The 15,763-nt window shown below is 57.2% G+C and carries 10 protein-coding genes; 2 read left to right on the top strand and 8 right to left on the bottom strand.

Annotation, left to right across the window (positions count from 1 at the left end; genetic code table 11):
* Positions 1-16 precede the first annotated feature (16 nt).
* The 6 genes from KP808_RS19975 to bglX all read right to left on the bottom strand — a co-directional run bounded on the left by KP808_RS19975 (position 17) and on the right by bglX (position 11,548).
* Positions 17-1,651: a J domain-containing protein gene (locus tag KP808_RS19975; RefSeq protein WP_230016751.1), complete on the bottom strand. Its 1,635-nt coding sequence runs from the start codon at positions 1,649-1,651 to the stop codon at positions 17-19.
* Positions 1,652-1,656: 5 nt separating this feature from the next.
* On the bottom strand, positions 1,657-3,351 hold the full coding sequence (locus KP808_RS19970; protein WP_058400782.1) for a molecular chaperone HscC: 1,695 nt from the start codon (positions 3,349-3,351) through the stop codon (positions 1,657-1,659).
* Between the two features lie 134 nt (positions 3,352-3,485).
* Positions 3,486-5,858, bottom strand: a complete 2,373-nt coding sequence (locus KP808_RS19965) for a PAS domain-containing protein (RefSeq protein ID WP_080396245.1) — start codon at positions 5,856-5,858, stop codon at positions 3,486-3,488.
* 224 nt (positions 5,859-6,082) lie between these two features.
* On the bottom strand, positions 6,083-7,417 hold the full coding sequence (locus KP808_RS19960; protein ID WP_230016750.1) for a sigma-54-dependent transcriptional regulator: 1,335 nt from the start codon (positions 7,415-7,417) through the stop codon (positions 6,083-6,085).
* A gap of 6 nt (positions 7,418-7,423) precedes the next feature.
* On the bottom strand, positions 7,424-9,181 hold the full coding sequence (locus tag KP808_RS19955; RefSeq protein ID WP_230016749.1) for an ATP-binding protein: 1,758 nt from the start codon (positions 9,179-9,181) through the stop codon (positions 7,424-7,426).
* A gap of 69 nt (positions 9,182-9,250) precedes the next feature.
* The gene (bglX, locus tag KP808_RS19950) at positions 9,251-11,548 is read right to left on the bottom strand and encodes a beta-glucosidase BglX (protein WP_058400785.1); all 2,298 of its coding nucleotides are present in this window, start codon (positions 11,546-11,548) and stop codon (positions 9,251-9,253) included.
* 319 nt (positions 11,549-11,867) lie between these two features.
* Between bglX and KP808_RS19945 the strand changes: the two genes are divergently transcribed.
* Together KP808_RS19945 and KP808_RS19940 are read left to right on the top strand one after the other, a co-directional pair.
* A complete protein-coding gene (locus tag KP808_RS19945) occupies positions 11,868-12,560 on the top strand; it encodes a TPM domain-containing protein (protein ID WP_230018925.1) in 693 nt (230 codons plus the stop codon).
* A gap of 26 nt (positions 12,561-12,586) precedes the next feature.
* Positions 12,587-13,204 (top strand): TPM domain-containing protein, encoded by a 618-nt coding sequence (locus KP808_RS19940; protein WP_004664032.1) that lies wholly within the window; start codon positions 12,587-12,589, stop codon positions 13,202-13,204.
* Between the two features lie 57 nt (positions 13,205-13,261).
* Here the strand turns inward: KP808_RS19940 and KP808_RS19935 are convergent, their stop codons facing one another.
* Both KP808_RS19935 and KP808_RS19930 read right to left on the bottom strand, forming a co-directional pair.
* Complete coding sequence (locus KP808_RS19935; protein WP_230016748.1) at positions 13,262-14,278, bottom strand: alpha-xenorhabdolysin family binary toxin subunit B; 1,017 nt, start codon at positions 14,276-14,278, stop codon at positions 13,262-13,264.
* Positions 14,275-15,495 carry an alpha-xenorhabdolysin family binary toxin subunit A gene (locus tag KP808_RS19930; protein WP_230016747.1) on the bottom strand — a complete coding sequence of 407 codons (1,221 nt, stop codon included), beginning with the start codon at positions 15,493-15,495 and terminating at the stop codon, positions 14,275-14,277. Before KP808_RS19930 ends, KP808_RS19935 begins: the two co-directional genes overlap by 4 nt.
* Positions 15,496-15,763 lie beyond the last annotated feature (268 nt).

Raw genomic sequence — 15,763 nt, 5'->3', positions numbered from 1 at the left:
GGGTACTCAAGCGAGGTTAGTGACTGCGTGCAGGGCCGAACACAATCACGCCCACGACGAAAGCGAGCATCAGACCCAGAACGATCATGATTGCCTTGAAGGTATTTCTGACGCAGAAGGCTTTTACGCTATCCCAGCCTCCGGTCCTGACGGAAATGGCGTCCTGAAAACATGAAATCCGGTACGGCGACAGCACGATCCATAGCAGCAGGACTGCGCCATACAGCGCTGCCAGTACGGGCCCTTTCTGTACACAGACGTAGCCTAGCGTGACGATCGGAATACCGTGGCGCAGCGCCAGCGCCTGATAACCGGGCCAGCTCAGGTAATCGGGCAGCAAGCGCGCACTCCAGCGCATATCCACCGGCTTGATACGCTCAGCGAAAGGGCGCCAGAACGACATGAATATATGGATGACAGGCAGGAGGAAAACCGGCGCGGTCAGCGCAAGGCCAGCTATTTCGTACCAGGTGACGTTGCTGCCGGAAGGGTCCAGTGATGCCGTCGTGAAGATCGTCAATACGCCGAAAAAATAGGCCCTGAGATTGAGATTGGATGACACCTGCTCAGGCAATTTACGCCAGGATTGTACGTCGGCGTCCGGGAACTCTTGCATGGCATCCGGGAACCGGTGAATCAGGTCGGACGCCAGTTTTTCGCAGGCTTGCCACAGCTCTTGATTACCGTGCCTTGCCAGTCGCAGCCTTTCATCCAGGGGTGGTGGTTGCAGAAGAAGACGCGCAGCCATGGCCTCGGGACTGTCTTGTGAGGCTTCGAGCAGTTTCTGCTGGTGTGCGACGAATGCCTTCTTTTCACAACGCTGGACCAGATTCATCCACAGGGAAAGCGGCCCTGCATACACGTCATGTTTCTGATCCCAGGCAAAAAGGCTGCTCAAGCGTTCGAACAGGGCAGGGGACCAGTCATGGTTGTTGAGCAGCAGTGTCATGGTCCACTGTTCAAGTTGCTCCTGGCGATCAAATGATGTCAGCCATGGCTGCTGCCGGAGTGCCTTGAGCGCATCGAGAAAGGCACGTTCCTCGTTGTTTTCGAGCATGGCATGAAATGACTCAAGCGAGCTGTCCAGCAGAGCCTGAGTCAGCCGATGTGCCTGATGAGTCCTGAGCTGCACTTTTTGCCAGGGTGTCAGCCAATGCAGTTGTTCGACGGCGGCCTTGATCAGCGCCTGATTGTCCTCCGGGTCCAGCAGGCAACGCCGGGCCAGATGTTGCTGGAAGAGCTCATCGCAGCCTTGATCCTGGGCTATCTGACGTTGTGAGTGCAGGTTTTCCGGTGTGGTCTGACTGGCTTGCTCATACCAGCTCAACTCTACTGCCGGGCGGGCAGGAGGCTCGGCCATGTCGAATGCCGGGTGTACCTGTCGATGGTCCGGTCGGACTACCAGCGCAGGCTCATCAAGGGGCAGGGATTCGTGGGGCTGACCAGCAACTGCCCAGACGTCACTGCCCTCATCGTCGTCTTCAGCACGATTTCTTGCCCAGTTCAGCGCCTGCTCGTAAGCATCGCGCAGCGCCTGAAAGGCAACCGGGTCGTCGTCGGGACGTGTGGTTTTCAACAGCCTGGCGTATTGGCGCTTGATGCTGCGCTCGTCGGCATCATGGCCCAGATCCAGTACGCTCCAGCAATCCATTGCCGTCACCATTCACCTCGTTCGAAACGGTCTGCTTCCTGTTCGAGCTGTTTGCGCAGTTCATTGATCTGCCGGTCATCCTGGGTTTCCAGCACGCGCTGGAATTGTGCAGCCCAGACTCCGATAGTTTCACGTGCCTCGCCCAGATACTCCTGATAGAGCCGTTCCAGACGTGCTGTCAGGTGAGTGTTGACCTGTTGTTCGCGAGGATGAACCTTGAGCGCTTCCAGCACCTTGAGTCGTTCACGGATTTCGGCGGGTGTCATGACCCCGGGGTTGTTCTCGATAACCAGCTTGTGATTTTCGCCGGTCATCTGGATCCGCACATCGGCCTCCAGCAGGCCGTTGTTGTCGTATGTGAAACGCACGTCCAGTTCGACCTCGCCGGCCTTGGCTTTCGGCACGGGAATATTCAGTTCGCCCAGCGCGATGTTGTCTTTGACCAGGCGGCTTTCACCTTGAAAGATCCGCAGCAGAACGTGCTCCTGGTTGTCGGCAACCGTGTTCACGGTACGCACCCGGCTGACCGGCACCACGCTGTTGCGCTCGATGATCGGAAGGTAATGCCCGGACTGATAGCCGTTGAACACGTATTGTGTGGTTTCGATACCCAGGGTGTAGGGGCACACGTCGGTCAAAACGACTTCTTCCAGCGCCGCATCGCGCTGCTTGAGTGCTGCCTGAATCGCAGCACCCTGCGCGACGACCTCATCCGGGTTGAGCGTGATGGCCGGAAAACGCCCGAACATCCCGGCGGCCAGTTTGCGGATTAGCGGCATACGTGTAGTGCCGCCCACCAGCAGGATTTCGTCCAGATCTGCGACGCGAATTTTCGCATCGCGCAAGGCTCGCTCGATGGGCGCGCGCAGGCGGGCCAGCAGAGGCGCAAACAGATCATTCATCTGCTCTTGCGTGATTGTCTTGCGCCATTCGCGGTCGGCATGGCGCAGCACGAAATCGACACTGTTTTCCTGGCCCAGCGCCTTGCGCACGCGCTCGGCTTCACGTCGTAGCGAGGGCGTTACCAGTTCCTTGCCGGGGAAGTCCTGCTCATCTCGGTGCAGGGTCAGAAAGTGCTCGACCAGCAGACGGTCGAAGTCTTCACCCCCCAGGAAGTTGTCGCCTGCACTGGCACGCACCTCCATCACGCCGTCGAAGAGTTCGAGGATCGAGATGTCGAACGTGCCGCCGCCCAGGTCGAAGACCAGAAACGAGGTTTCGCCTTCCTTCTGATGAAGTCCGTAGGCCAGGGCTGCTGCTGTCGGCTCGTTGATGAGCTTCTCGACCTTGAGGCCGGCCAGCTCCCCGGCAATGCGCGTCGCTTTACGCTGAGCGTCACTGAAGTATGCCGGAACGCTGATCACCGCCTCGGTGACAGGCTCGCCGAACGCGCGCTCGACGTCGGCTTTAAGACTCTTGAGCACCAGTGAAGACAACTCTTCCGGGCGATAGGTGGCAGATCCCAGGCGAATCTCCTGAGCGCTGCCCATATAACGCTTGAACAGCGCCGTGGTTTTGTCCGGGTGAGTTTGCAGACGTTCGCGCGCCGCCTTGCCGACCAGAATCTGCCCCTCGTCGTCCAGCCCGACCACACTTGGAGTCAGTGTTTCTCCCAACGCATTGGTAACCAGCTCGCTGCTGCCGTCGCGCCAGACAGCCACCAGGCTGTTGGTGGTGCCCAGGTCAATACCGACGATCATCTCAAAAATGCTCCCTGCTCAAGGATTGTTGCAATGTTTTGCGTGATTCTGAATCAAGGCGACAGGTGTTGTCTTGGTTTTATGCGTCGGGAATGCCTGCTGGCACCCCGCGTCAGGATGCCTTTGCAGCATTATTATTCTCCAGTGCGACTCACCGCCCTGTGCAGGATCGCCGCCAGATCTTCTCTGGAGTAGGGTTTTTGCAACAGGTCGAAGCGGTGTGTTTCGTCCTGAGCGATCGTTGCAAATTCAGTGCTGTAGCCGGAGGTGAGGACGACCGGCATCCAGGGATAACGAGCTTCGATTTCAGCGTACAGTTCCAGCCCGCTCATGCCGGGCATCGCGATATCCGAAAACACCACATGAAAGTTTTCCGGGTTACCGGACAACTCATGCAGCGCCTCGGTGGCACTCTTGACCCAAAGCACCTGAAAACCAAGCTGCTCAAGCATCGGTCGGGTAAACGTGCCGATGTCCTGATTGTCCTCGACCATCAAAACGCAAAGACCGGGCAAAGCGGCAGGCGCGCAGTGCTTGTCTTGCGCGACGACTTCGTGATTTTTTGCACTCGGCAGACATAGCGTGAAGCAGCTGCCTCTGCCCAGTTCGCTTTCAACCAGCACTTCGCCGCCCGATTGTTTGGCAAAGCCGAATACCTGCGACAACCCCAGCCCTGTACCCTGTCCCACGCTTTTGGTGGTGTAGAACGGTTCAAAGATCATGCCCAGTTTTTCCTTGGCGATACCCGCGCCGGTATCGGTCAGCGACACCTTCACATAATCGCCATCGCTGAGTGAGGCAGGCTGATCGGCAGTGGGGCAGGCAGCGCATTCAACGCTTATGCTGAGTCGGCCCGCGCCCGACATTGCATCGCGTGCGTTGACCACCATATTGACCAGCGCAGTGTCGAACTGGCTGCCATCGGCGAAGATAAAGCACGGCTCGGCAGGCAGGTCGATGCTCACCTGAATGCGTGCGCCGGTGAGCGTATCCATCATCTCGCCAATACGCGCCACACTCTTGCAGACATCGAACACTTCCGGCTGCAAGGCCTGACGGCGGGCGAAGGCCAGCAACTGACCGGTCAGACGAGCCGCCCGGTCTACCGTACTGGAAATGGCCTCGACGTACTTCACACGGCGATGCTCTTCAAGGTTAGGTGCCTTCAACAGGTCGCTGCAGGAGCGGATTACCGTCAACAGGTTATTGAAGTCGTGCGCCACACCGCCGGTGAGTTGGCCGATAGCCTCCAGTTTCTGCGCTTGATGCAGGGCCTCCTGGGACAGACGCAACGCTGCATTGGCCTCTTCCTCGGCCTGAATGTCACGGCCGACGGCATGAATGTATTGCTGGTCCGGCACGGCAGTCCACGAGATGGTCCGGTACGAACCGTCCAGATGACGATAGCGATTCTTGAAGTGAGGAATGGTCTGGCCGTTTTCCAGCCCGCTCATGGCGGCCAGCGTACTGTCCACGTCTTCAGGATGTACCAGCCCCAGGAACTGGCTGTCGAGCAGTTGTTCTTCCGACCAGCCGAGAGCCTGAGTCCAGGCCGGATTGACCGCGCAGATGATCCCGTCGAATTGCGCCACCAGCATCAGGTCAGTCGACAGGCGCCAGATGCGGTCACGGTCACGGGTGCGCTCGATCACACGCTGCTCAAGCGTTTCGTTGAGAGACATCAGCGCTTGTTCAGCGTCTCGGAGCTGGGTCATGTCGCGGGACACGCACAGAATTTTCTCCGGCTTGCCGTCCTTGCCGAAGATCGGACTGACTTGCACATGCCACCATTTGACAGTGCCCGCCATGGTTTGCGCCGAGCCCATGAAACTGGCGTTCTGACCCGCGCGGGCCGCTTCGACAGCAGCGATGGCGTCCAGATTGCCCTGGTCCTGCCAGAAGTCAGGCCAGGGGCAGCCGCGAATCGCGTTGAAATCGCTGACTTCCATGATCCGCTGACCGCCTTCGCTCATGAAGGTCAGGCGCGAATCGAGGTCCAGCACCTTGATGCAATCATTGATGCTCGACAGAACACGCTCGGTAAACGCTTCGTTTTCATTTTGTCGGGCCTGGGCAATGACTTGGGAAGTGGTTTCATTGACCCGGCAGAACACGCCCTCGATCAGGCCGCTATCGCCGTAGAGCGGCGAATAGGAAAGCGACCACCAGGTCTGCTCGGGCTTGCCGTTGCGGACGATGGTGCGCTCAATATTGTCAGACCGGCGGCTGTGTCCACCAAGCGCCTGCTCGGCCAGCGGGCGCACGGCCTCCCAGGCATCGCCCCACACCGAGGCAATGGGTTGTCCTTGAGCCTGCTCTGCTGCAACGGGCAAAACCTGGGCATAGGCGTCATTGAAAAACAGGACAAAGTCCGGCCCCCAAAGCAGATACATGCTATCGGGGCAACTTAGCATCAGGTTCATTGATGACAGTAGCGCTGCTGGCCATGCTTGCTTCGGTCCCAGCGCAGACGTCGACCAGTCTGTCTCTCGGATGAGCCGGCCCATATCGCCGCCTCCCAGTGGGAGGTCGAGGGGAGTATTCACGGTAGAAAATGCCCCAACTTTCGGACTGCCAATGTGAGCTTGAATAGCCAGGCGGGAATGATGTCATTATGCCTTAAAGCTATCCAGCCATCACGGCCTTACATAGCCGGGACAGTATGCAGACCCGGCAGCGCGGGAAATGTTCGGTTATCGCCAGAAGAAGCTATACAGGATGTGCGCAGCCATCAGTTCAGGAACATTTCCCGTACCAGAGCATGACGCTGCATTTTCTCGTTCAGCGTCCTTCGCGGCAGTTGCAGCTCGTTGAGCACAGCCTTGATATCACCTTTATGACGGGTCAGCGAAGCGCGCAGGCATTGTGCCTCGAAGGCTTCCTGGCGTGCTGCCAGAGAGTGCCCCTGCAATTGAATATCGGGCTGCGTCGGGGTGAGTTCGAGGCCCAGCGCCTGCCGCTCGGCCGCATTGGCCAGCTCGCGTACGTTGCCGGGCCAGTCATGGCTGAGCAACTGGGTCAGGCGCGTGGCGCTGAGTGCTGGAACTTCACGGCCCATGCGTTCGGCGGCGGCTCGGGTGAAGTGGCTGAACAGTTGCGCGATGTCTTCAAGGCGTTCGCGCAACGGCGGCAGACGCAGTTCGGCAACGTTCAGGCGATAGGCCAGATCTTCACGGAAGCGCCCGGCGCGGGCCTCTTCAAGCAGGTCCGGTTTGGTCGCAGCAATGATCCGCAAGTTGACATCGATACTCTGATTCGAACCCAGCCGTTCAAGGCGCTTGTCTTGCAGAACGCGTAGCAGCTTGACCTGTTGCGCCATGGGCATGCTCTCGATTTCGTCAAGAAACACGGTGCCGCCGTCGGCATATTCCAGTCTGCCGATACGTTTGCCCTGTGCACCGGTAAACGCGCCGCTTTCGTGCCCGAACAACTCGGCTTCGAACAGATGCTCGGGGATGGCCGCGCAATTGAGCGCGACAAAAGGTTTGCCGGCGCGTGGACCGAAATCGTGCAGGCAGCGAGCGACCAATTCCTTGCCACTGCCGGTTTCCCCCCGAATGATTACATTGACCGGCAGTTGCGCGAGCTCAAGCACTTGGCGGCGCAAGGTCTGCAGGCTGGGCGACACGCCGAGCAGCGTGGCGTCCAGTCGGATTCTTGCATCTGCCTGTTCATGCAGGCGGCGGTTTTCCAGCACCAGTTGGCGCTTCTCCAGCGCGCGCCGCAGGTTGCTGATCAGCGTTTCGGGGCTGAAGGGCTTTTCCAGAAAATCATAGGCACCTTCGCGCATCGCCTCTACAGCCATTGGCACATCACCATGGCCGGTCAGCAGGATGACCGGCAGGTCCGGGTCCATGCCTTGCAGGCGGCTTAGCAGTTCCAGACCACTCATGCCCGGCATGCGGACGTCGGTCAGCACCACACCGGGGAAATGTTCCGGCAGTTGTGCCAGGCACTCCTCGGCACGGGCGAAGACTTGCACCTCAAACCCCGACAGCGTCAGCCATTGCTCGACGGCTTGCCGAATGGGTGCCTCGTCGTCTACCACGATGACCGAGTTCAACATGCCGGGTCAGGCCTCCAGAAAGTCATTGGGCAGGCTGAACCAGAACACAGCACCTTCGGCATGGTTTTGCGCCTTAAGTTGCCCGCCCAGTTCGTGAATGATGGCGTACGACACGGCCAGGCCAAGGCCCAGACCATCGCCCACAGGTTTGGTGGTGAAAAACGGATCGAAAATACTGGCCAGGTTTTCCTCGGCGATCCCCGTTCCGTTGTCTTTGACGCTGAGCCGCCATTGCTTGTCGATGGCGTCGATACGCACTTCAAGGCGCCTGGACGGGCGCTCGCGCATGGCGTCCAGTGCATTGCGCAGCAGGTTTATCAGCACCTGCTCCAGACGTATGGCATCGCCACGCACCCACGCGGGACGTGACAGATGCAGCACGCAGTCGATGTGCTCCTCGCGCAGGCGCGGATCGAGCAACAGCAAGGCCTGATCGACTACCGTGGCCAGGTCCAGCCTCTCGCGCAAACCGCTGGGGCTCTTGCGGGCAAAGGTCTTCAGATGGCTGGTCAAGGCGGCCATACGTGTCAATTGTTGATCGACCGGAATCAGCGCTTTGCAGGCTTCATCGATTCGGCCCTGATCCAGCAGCAGCCGTACGGTTGCCAGTTGCATGCGCTGGGCTGTCAGCGGCTGGTTGATTTCGTGGGCCAGCGCTGCCGACATCTGCCCCAGCGCCGCCAGTTTGGCCGACTGGACCAGACCGTCCTGCGCGGTTTGCAGATCACGGGTGCGTTCCTGTACCAGACGCTCCAGTTCGTCCCGGTTGCGCTCCCGTAATCGCGCCAGTCGCCAGCGCTGATAGAGAAACAGAGCCAGAAATACCAGTGCCAGCCAGATACCCGCTGCGGCGAGGCCCGCGTTGCGAATGTCCTCGCTGGACGTGGGTGGCTTGCGCAACAGGTGCAAGGTCCAGTTTTCATCGGGCAGCGGCAGCGACTGCCAAAGATAATCCGTGGTGCCATCCGGGCCTTCGACACGGCTTAGATGACTGTTTTCGCCAAAGCTTTCGATGACCCTACTGCGCAGCGGGGACAGTACTTTCTTGTCGTATTGGCGCGTGCGCAGCAGGTCGGCACGGTCCTCTACAGAAATAGGCAGCAGCTCGCGATAGCGCCAGCCCGATTGATTGGCAATGAAAACGATGCCTTTTTCATCGCTGACCAATAGCAGGTCGTCACCTTGGCCCCACTCCTGCTCAAGGTCCGGAAACTCCAGCTTCACGACCATCGCACCGATGAAGGCCCCCGTATCGTTCACCACCGCACTGGACAAGAAGTACCCAGGGATTCCGGTGGTCACACCGACCGCGTAAAAGCGCCCGGTACCCTGAGCCCGTGTTTGCAGAAAGTAGGGGCGAAAGCCGTAGTTGTGGCCGACATAGCTGTTGGGTGCGCGCCAATTGCTCGCGCTGATTGCCAGACCGTGCAGGTCGAGCAATTCAAGCGTCGATGAATGCGCCGTATTGTTGATTTTTTCCAGCTTGAGATTGAGCGCGTTCTGCACGTCAGCGGCTACCGGACCGCTCAACGCCGCACGTATCTCCGGGTCCAGTGCCAGAACAGAGGGCAGGGCGCGATAACGTTCGATCAGGGTATGCAGGGTATTGGCATACAATGCCAATTGCCCTTCGGCACGCACCGCATCTTCTGATAGCGCGTGACGGTGGGCCTGATGCATCGCAAGCCCGGCGCACAGCACCGCACCGGCCATAATCAGCAGCATGTACAGGGTAATGCGCCAGTAACGATGCTTGAGCGTCATGTTGCGGCCTGATCGGACTCTGCTGGCGCGTTTGCAGACCAATGCCTGCGAACGCGCCATGGACGAGCGTTACAACAGATTGAAGGTCGCTTCCTTCACGGTCTGCGAGTCCAGGCCGATCATGACCTTGAATTCACCAGGTTCCGCAGCGTACTTGAGCTCGCTATTGTAGAACTTGAGGTCGTTTTCACTGAGCGTGAAGTTAACGACTTTTTCCTCGCCAGGCTCAAGCATCACTTTTTCGAAGTTCTTCAGTTCTTTCACCGGGCGACTGATCGAGGCAGCCACATCATGCAGATACAACTGCACCACGGTCGCGCCTGCAACCTTGCCGGTGTTTTTCACGGTTACGCTGGCAGTGAGCTTGCCTTTGCGCGTCATGCTGGCGTCAGACAGCTTGATGTCCGAGACGTCGAACTGCGTATAGCTCAGACCGTAACCGAACGGGAACAGCGGGCCATTGGGCTCCTCGAAATAGTGCGAGGTATAGTTGCCCGGCTTGTCTTCATGATACGGACGGCCGGTATTCAAGTGTGCATAGTAGACCGGCAGTTGACCGATCGAGCGCGGGAACGACATGGCTAGCTTGCCCGACGGGTTGTAGTCGCCGAACAGTACATCCGCCACCGCGTTGCCACCTTCGGTGCCCGGGAACCAGGTTTCGAGCATGGCATCGGCCTGTTCCTGCTCGTCGACCAGTACCAGGGGACGGCCATTCATCAACACCAGCACCAGTGGTTTACCCGTGGCCTTGAGTGCCTTGATCAGGTCACGCTGCTTGCCCGGAATGTTCAGGCTGCTGCGGCTGGCCGACTCATGGGACATACCGCGCGACTCGCCTACCACGGCAACAATCACATCAGCCTGCTCGGCGACCTTGACCGCTTCGTCGATCATTTCCTGCGCGGGACGCGGGTCGACCTCGACTTCCTTCTCGATGAAGTTCAGATAGTTGAGGATGTGCTCGTTGTCACTGACGTTGGCACCACGGGCGTAAACCAGTTTGGCCTTGTCGCCGACCGCGTTGGCCAGCCCTTCATAGACAGTGACCGACTGGTTGGGACGGCCCGCTGCCGACCAGCTGCCGAGCATGTCGAGGTGACTTTGAGCCAATCCACCAATAACCGCGATGGTGCCTTGTTTCTTCAATGGCAGCGTGTCGTTCTGGTTCTTCAGCAGCACCAGTGTCTTGCGCGCAACATCGCGAGCCTCGGCACGGTGCAGGCGGTCGTCGGAATAGGTGTCTGCCGGGTCATCGGCAGCGACGCCGATTCGGCCGTAAGGAGCGGCGAACAGGCCCATGTCGTATTTTGCCCCAAGTACCTCACGCACGGCGCTGTCGATTTCCTTCATGGAAACCTCGCCGTCCTTGACCAGCCCGGGCAACTGCTCGCCATAGGCCACGTCGTTCATGCTCAGATCGACGCCAGCCTTGATCGCCAGCTTGGCGGCCTCGCGAAAGTCCTTGGCCACGCCGTGGTCGATCAGTTCCTTGATCGCGCCATGGTCGCTGATGGTCACGCCCTTGAAGCCCCAGTCCTTGCGCAGCAGATCCTGCATCAGCCATTTGTTGGCGGTCGACGGGACACCATTGATCGAGTTGAGCGCAACCATTACGCCGCCAGCCCCTGCATCGATGCCAGCCTTGTAGGGCGGCAGGTAGTCCTGATACATGCGCGTCATGCTCATGTCCACGGTGTTGTAGTCGCGTCCGCCTTCGACCGCGCCATACAGAGCGAAGTGCTTGACGGCAGCCATGATGCTGTCATTGGCTGCGATGTTCTTGCCCTGGAAAGACCGGACCATCACATCGGAAATGCGTGACACCAGGTAGGTGTCCTCGCCAAAGCCTTCGGAGCTGCGGCCCCAGCGTGGATCGCGGGAAATATCGACCATGGGCGCGAATGTCATGTCGATACTGTCAGCACTTGCCTCTTTAGCCGAAACCCGGCCCATCAGTGCGACGGCGTCCATGTCCCAGCTGGCGGCCATGCCCAGGCTGATCGGGAAAATCGTACGATGACCGTGAACCACGTCGTAGGCAAAAAACATCGGAATTTTCAGACGGCTTTTGGCGACAGCAGCTTCCTGCAGCGGACGATTTTCCGAACGGGTAACGGAGTTGAACGTGCCGCCGATTCTTCCGGCAGCAATTTCCTTGAGAATTTGCGGCTGTGGCATGTCGGCGCTGATGCTGATCAAACGCAACTGGCCGATCTTTTCGTCCAGGGTCATTTGTTTCATGAGTTTGCCGATGAAGGCATTCTTGGCTTGAAGCGTTGTATTGTCCGTGGCGGCGGCGCTTTGGGCCATCACCGACTGACTGGCCATCCCGACCAGCAAACCTAATAAACACAGCTTATTCATGAATGATTTCTCAAGGCTTTTGTCAGCAACTCGCGTTTAATATCCGACAGCCAGTTTTTGGGTTATGGACCTTTGGCGTTATGGTTCGTACAGGGCGCAAGGATAGTTGCCATCCGCTTCACTGTACGAAGTCCCCCAAGGTGTGTACGAAAATGGAGGTTTGATTGACTTTTATACAAACCCTGTTCGATCAGCTATTGACCGCATCAGGCGTTGGCGATGGATTATGCCGGGGAACTTGTGTTTTGGCTAAGGCGTGTCGTTTCAATAGATTCAAAAAAGCACCGGAGGTCTGATTTTGAAGTCTGTTTCACAATGGATGTTGTACGTGGTGATGCTATTGGGAGGTGGGTTGCGTGCCGAGGCGGAGCCAACCGCGCTGGTTTTTCCGCCAATGACCGGCAGTGTGGTCGATGCTGCACAAATGCTCGACAGCCAGACCACAGTTCGTCTGGCCAGACTTCTGCGTGCCCACGAGCAAGCCACCGGCGAGCGCGTTGTAGTGGTGACCCTGGCCGATCTGCAAGGCACGAGCATCGAAGAGTTCGGAGCCCGACTCGGTGATGCCTGGAGCCTTGGGCCGCACGGCGAAGACGACAGCGTTCTGCTGGTGGTTTACCGTGACAAGCGCAAAGTATTCATGGAAGTCGGTGCTGCCCTGAAGGATCGTTTCAATGAAGCCCAGGCCTCCTTGATCATCGATATGTTGATGACGCCCGAGTTTGACGACAATCGTTTTGCGGTCGGCATCGAGCGCGGTACGCGGGCAGTTATCGCGGCTTTGGGCGGTCAGATACCGGATTATCCCGAACCGACGAGACAGATGTCCGAATATGAAGAGCAGACCAGTGACGATCAGGTCTGGCTGATCGCGATTGTTCTGACCCTCATCGTGCTGGGCATCGTGATCATCAGTATCATACGCGGGGCCGCTGCCCGGCCTGCACGTGAAAGGGCCGCTGACCGCAATGGCGGTCGCTTTGGCGGTGGCGGGGCTTCGGGCAACTGGTAGCGGATCGATTGGTCAATGAGGGAAGCATGGCGTTATTGAACAGAGATGAACAGCGGCAGGTCGCCGAAGCGATTGATCGCGTCGAGCAGCGCACCGATGCCGAACTGGTTACGGTACTGGCTGCTCGTGCCGACGACTACGCGTACATGCCGCTGATCTGGGCCGGGTTGATCGGCCTGCTGCTGCCGGGCACGGTCAATTACTGCGTTCAGTGGTTGAGCGCGGACGAACTGATGCTGGCGCAAATGAGTACGTTCATTGTTGTGGCGCTGGTCTGCCGCGTTTCGAACGTGTCGGCCTTGCTGGTGCCGCTTTCGGTTCGGCGCTGGAGAGCCGGAAATCTGGCACGTCGGCAGTTTCTTGAACAAAACCTGCACAAGACCCATGACGGAACCGGCATTCTGGTTTTTGTCAGTGAGGCCGAACGGTATGTCGAAATTCTGGTTGATCATGGCATTGCCAGTCGTCTGCATGACGATACCTGGAAGGCGATGGTCGACGTATTTACCCAGCAGGTCAGAGACGGGCAGACCTTGCAGGGGTTTCTTGGCTGTATCCATGCCTGTGGCGAGTTGCTTGCCGATCACGTTCCAGTGACGCACGGCAGGAATGAGCTGCCGAATCGGCTGGTGGTGTTGGGGTAACGGCAAAAGGCAGATGTCGATTTTATCGACATCTGCCTTGCTTGAAAATCGTCCGGGTCAGACGATACGTTTTACGTCATAAAACGATTTTATGTAGGTCTTCAGTTGTTCGACATGCTGGCTGATCAACGCCGAAGCATCACCTGGCGATGTTATCTGATCCAGAAAATGATAGAGCGATTGATAAACCTTTTTCGCTTCTTGTACCCAAAGTGCTTTGCTCTGAGCGACGCCAGCGAGCCCTGTCAACTCGTCGAGTTTTTCCTTGATTACCTTTGTTTCCTGGGTAGACAGGCGGGAGTCGTCGAGCAGGGCGTTATAGCGCGACCTTAGCCTGTCGCGCTCTCGAGTAAGATCAAGATAAGTCAGGGCGCTGCTGATCTTGTCGAGTAGTTTTTCAAGTCTGGCAATCCCTGCGGAGACCAGCGCAAGTTCTGGCGATGGTGTGATGATGAGCTGTAGCTCCTCCGGGGTAGGCAGTAGTTCCTTGAACAGGTCGGCAATGTTGTACTTTTCAAGCGTACTGATCGTTGCGTCAAGCAGGCGTCGGTCTTCAGCGATTAGAGCCATTGCGCTTTCTAACGTGGCTGATCGTTGGGTGATGCTGTCGATCTGTTGCTGGAGTGTTTCCAGCAAACGATTGCTTTCCAGCGTCAGGTTGATCTGCGCCATATTATCGCTGTGCTCGGCAATGGCCGCCGCGCTGCGGCGTACCGCAGCTGTGATATTCGATATCTGCCGAATGCGCTGCCCGTTCAGCAGGTTGATCGCTTGTTGTTTCTGTTTGTCGCTGAGCGTTGCGTCGGCCTCAATCAGTTGTTGTTTCTGATCGATCGGTTTCAGATTTACAGTATTCAACTGCACGGTGATATTGGCCAGTTCCTGGCGATAGGCCTTGTCTGCGCTAATCAATGCGTCTTGAAGCGGCAGCATTTTTTCTTTCATGGCCGGCAGAAAGTTCAGCTTCAAACTGCTCACCTGCGCAAGAATATTCTGGCGGGCGGCTGTCATGACTTCATTGTCGGGAGGGGTGAGGACCAACGGCTCACTCAGGGTTTCAGTGCTCATGATCATTGTCCTCTCTTGCCGGATTGCTGTTCGCGTTGAAACTGATCCAGTGCACTATCAAATATCTTGAGTAGCTGATTCGCCATGCCTCTTATTTCCCGCCAAGGTGTGACTACGCCGTGAAACTGCATAGCGAAAATCATCAGCGCCTGATCAGTCGTGATCGCTGAAAGTTCACTGGCAGAACGGTCGATATACGCCGCCAGCATGGTCCAGAGGTCTTTCAAATGGGTGGCGCTCTGGTGAGCGTCCATCATGCGAATATTCATGTCTTCAAACAGTATTTGCAGGCTGCGCACGGCGGCTGCCAAAGGAGATTTTTCTTCGAGTTTTTGAACTTTCTGGTTCTTGGAATCCACCATTCGATTTTTTTCTTTTCGGATGTCCTCCGCTTGGGCGCCAAAAATGCCCCCCGTGATAGCGACCCCGATGGGCCCGCCGAAAAGACCCCAGGCAATATTATAAAGGGCGGTTTTATACTCGTTGTTTTTCTGCTCGATTTCCGTCGTCAGTTGTTCGATATCTTTTTCCAGATCCTGGATCTGCTGGTCCAGATCAGAACAATTTGCCAGTTTCACCTTGTCATTGATGCCGGGAATGAGCTGGACGCTGAGGACGGTGCTGAACGTATCGATGTGGTCCGCCAGGGTTTGCGCAGCGTGCTGATGGTTTTTTATTTGTGACGCCGTTTTCTTCAGAAACTCTGCCAGCGTGATACACACCCTCTGATCGGTTTCGCCGAGTGGTACCGGCGCAGTGTTACGGACCTCCTCGATGTTTAAATCGGCAACGGTCAGGTCCAGTTGTCTGGCAAAATCCATTTTTTCGATGTGGTTGATGATCTGTTCGCCCTGTCTCGAGAATTGGGTGGCAAACAATTCAATGGCGAACCCGCTGCGTTTGATGCCATCCTCGATACTGAGCCAGCTCTTGCCATGATTATTGATTGCCTGGTAAGTCACCAGCATATCTTTGGGCTCAAGCCCGGGAATGTAACTTCTTGTAAAACCCAATTGCTGTTCGACACGAGTAAGCGAGGTGGGAATATTCAGGGCGTGACGCTCGTAACGCTTAAGACTGAGGATGTCTTCCCTGGTCAGAATAAGTGCCGCGCTCCGGCCTCCGTTTTTTTCATCATCGAATATGAGGCTCAAGTACTCTACGGGTTTTAAAGTAACCCGTGCGATATCTTCGTTTTCCAAGAGTGCTGCTTGACTCAACATACTGCACGTTCCTTGTACAAGTTATTCTGTTAGAGCAAAAAGCTCCAGGAGTGAGATCTGATCGTCTGTCATCAGTGATGGCGACTATAAAGGTGTTTTTGCGCGCTACAAGTAGTGGCTCGTGATTTTCGGCAGGGATTGTTTTACGGTTTGTGTGTGTTTCTCTTTGGTGTGTAGGGCCGTGCAAACAGTGTGTGTAGTCTTTGAAAAATAGGGGTGCCCTTGACGCGCCGACGCGCCTAAAATGCCGGTCTGATTTTTCGAGTCC

The organism is Pseudomonas savastanoi (genome assembly GCF_020917325.1).
Classification (GTDB): domain Bacteria; phylum Pseudomonadota; class Gammaproteobacteria; order Pseudomonadales; family Pseudomonadaceae; genus Aquipseudomonas; species Aquipseudomonas amygdali.
The sequence above is the reverse complement of the archived record's forward strand: the minus strand, read 5'-3'. Positions and strand labels throughout refer to the sequence as shown.

Coding starts and splice junctions, on each gene's coding strand:
- KP808_RS19940 (WP_004664032.1), top strand. CDS start 12,587: ATGGCGTTATTGAACAGAGATGAACAGCGGCAGGTCGCCGAAGCGATT.
- KP808_RS19960 (WP_230016750.1), bottom strand. CDS start 7,417: ATGTTGAACTCGGTCATCGTGGTAGACGACGAGGCACCCATTCGGCAA.
- KP808_RS19935 (WP_230016748.1), bottom strand. CDS start 14,278: ATGATCATGAGCACTGAAACCCTGAGTGAGCCGTTGGTCCTCACCCCT.
- KP808_RS19930 (WP_230016747.1), bottom strand. CDS start 15,495: ATGTTGAGTCAAGCAGCACTCTTGGAAAACGAAGATATCGCACGGGTT.
- KP808_RS19955 (WP_230016749.1), bottom strand. CDS start 9,181: ATGACGCTCAAGCATCGTTACTGGCGCATTACCCTGTACATGCTGCTG.
- KP808_RS19965 (WP_080396245.1), bottom strand. CDS start 5,858: ATGGGCCGGCTCATCCGAGAGACAGACTGGTCGACGTCTGCGCTGGGA.
- KP808_RS19970 (WP_058400782.1), bottom strand. CDS start 3,351: ATGATCGTCGGTATTGACCTGGGCACCACCAACAGCCTGGTGGCTGTC.
- bglX (WP_058400785.1), bottom strand. CDS start 11,548: ATGAATAAGCTGTGTTTATTAGGTTTGCTGGTCGGGATGGCCAGTCAG.
- KP808_RS19975 (WP_230016751.1), bottom strand. CDS start 1,651: ATGGATTGCTGGAGCGTACTGGATCTGGGCCATGATGCCGACGAGCGC.
- KP808_RS19945 (WP_230018925.1), top strand. CDS start 11,868: ATGTTGTACGTGGTGATGCTATTGGGAGGTGGGTTGCGTGCCGAGGCG.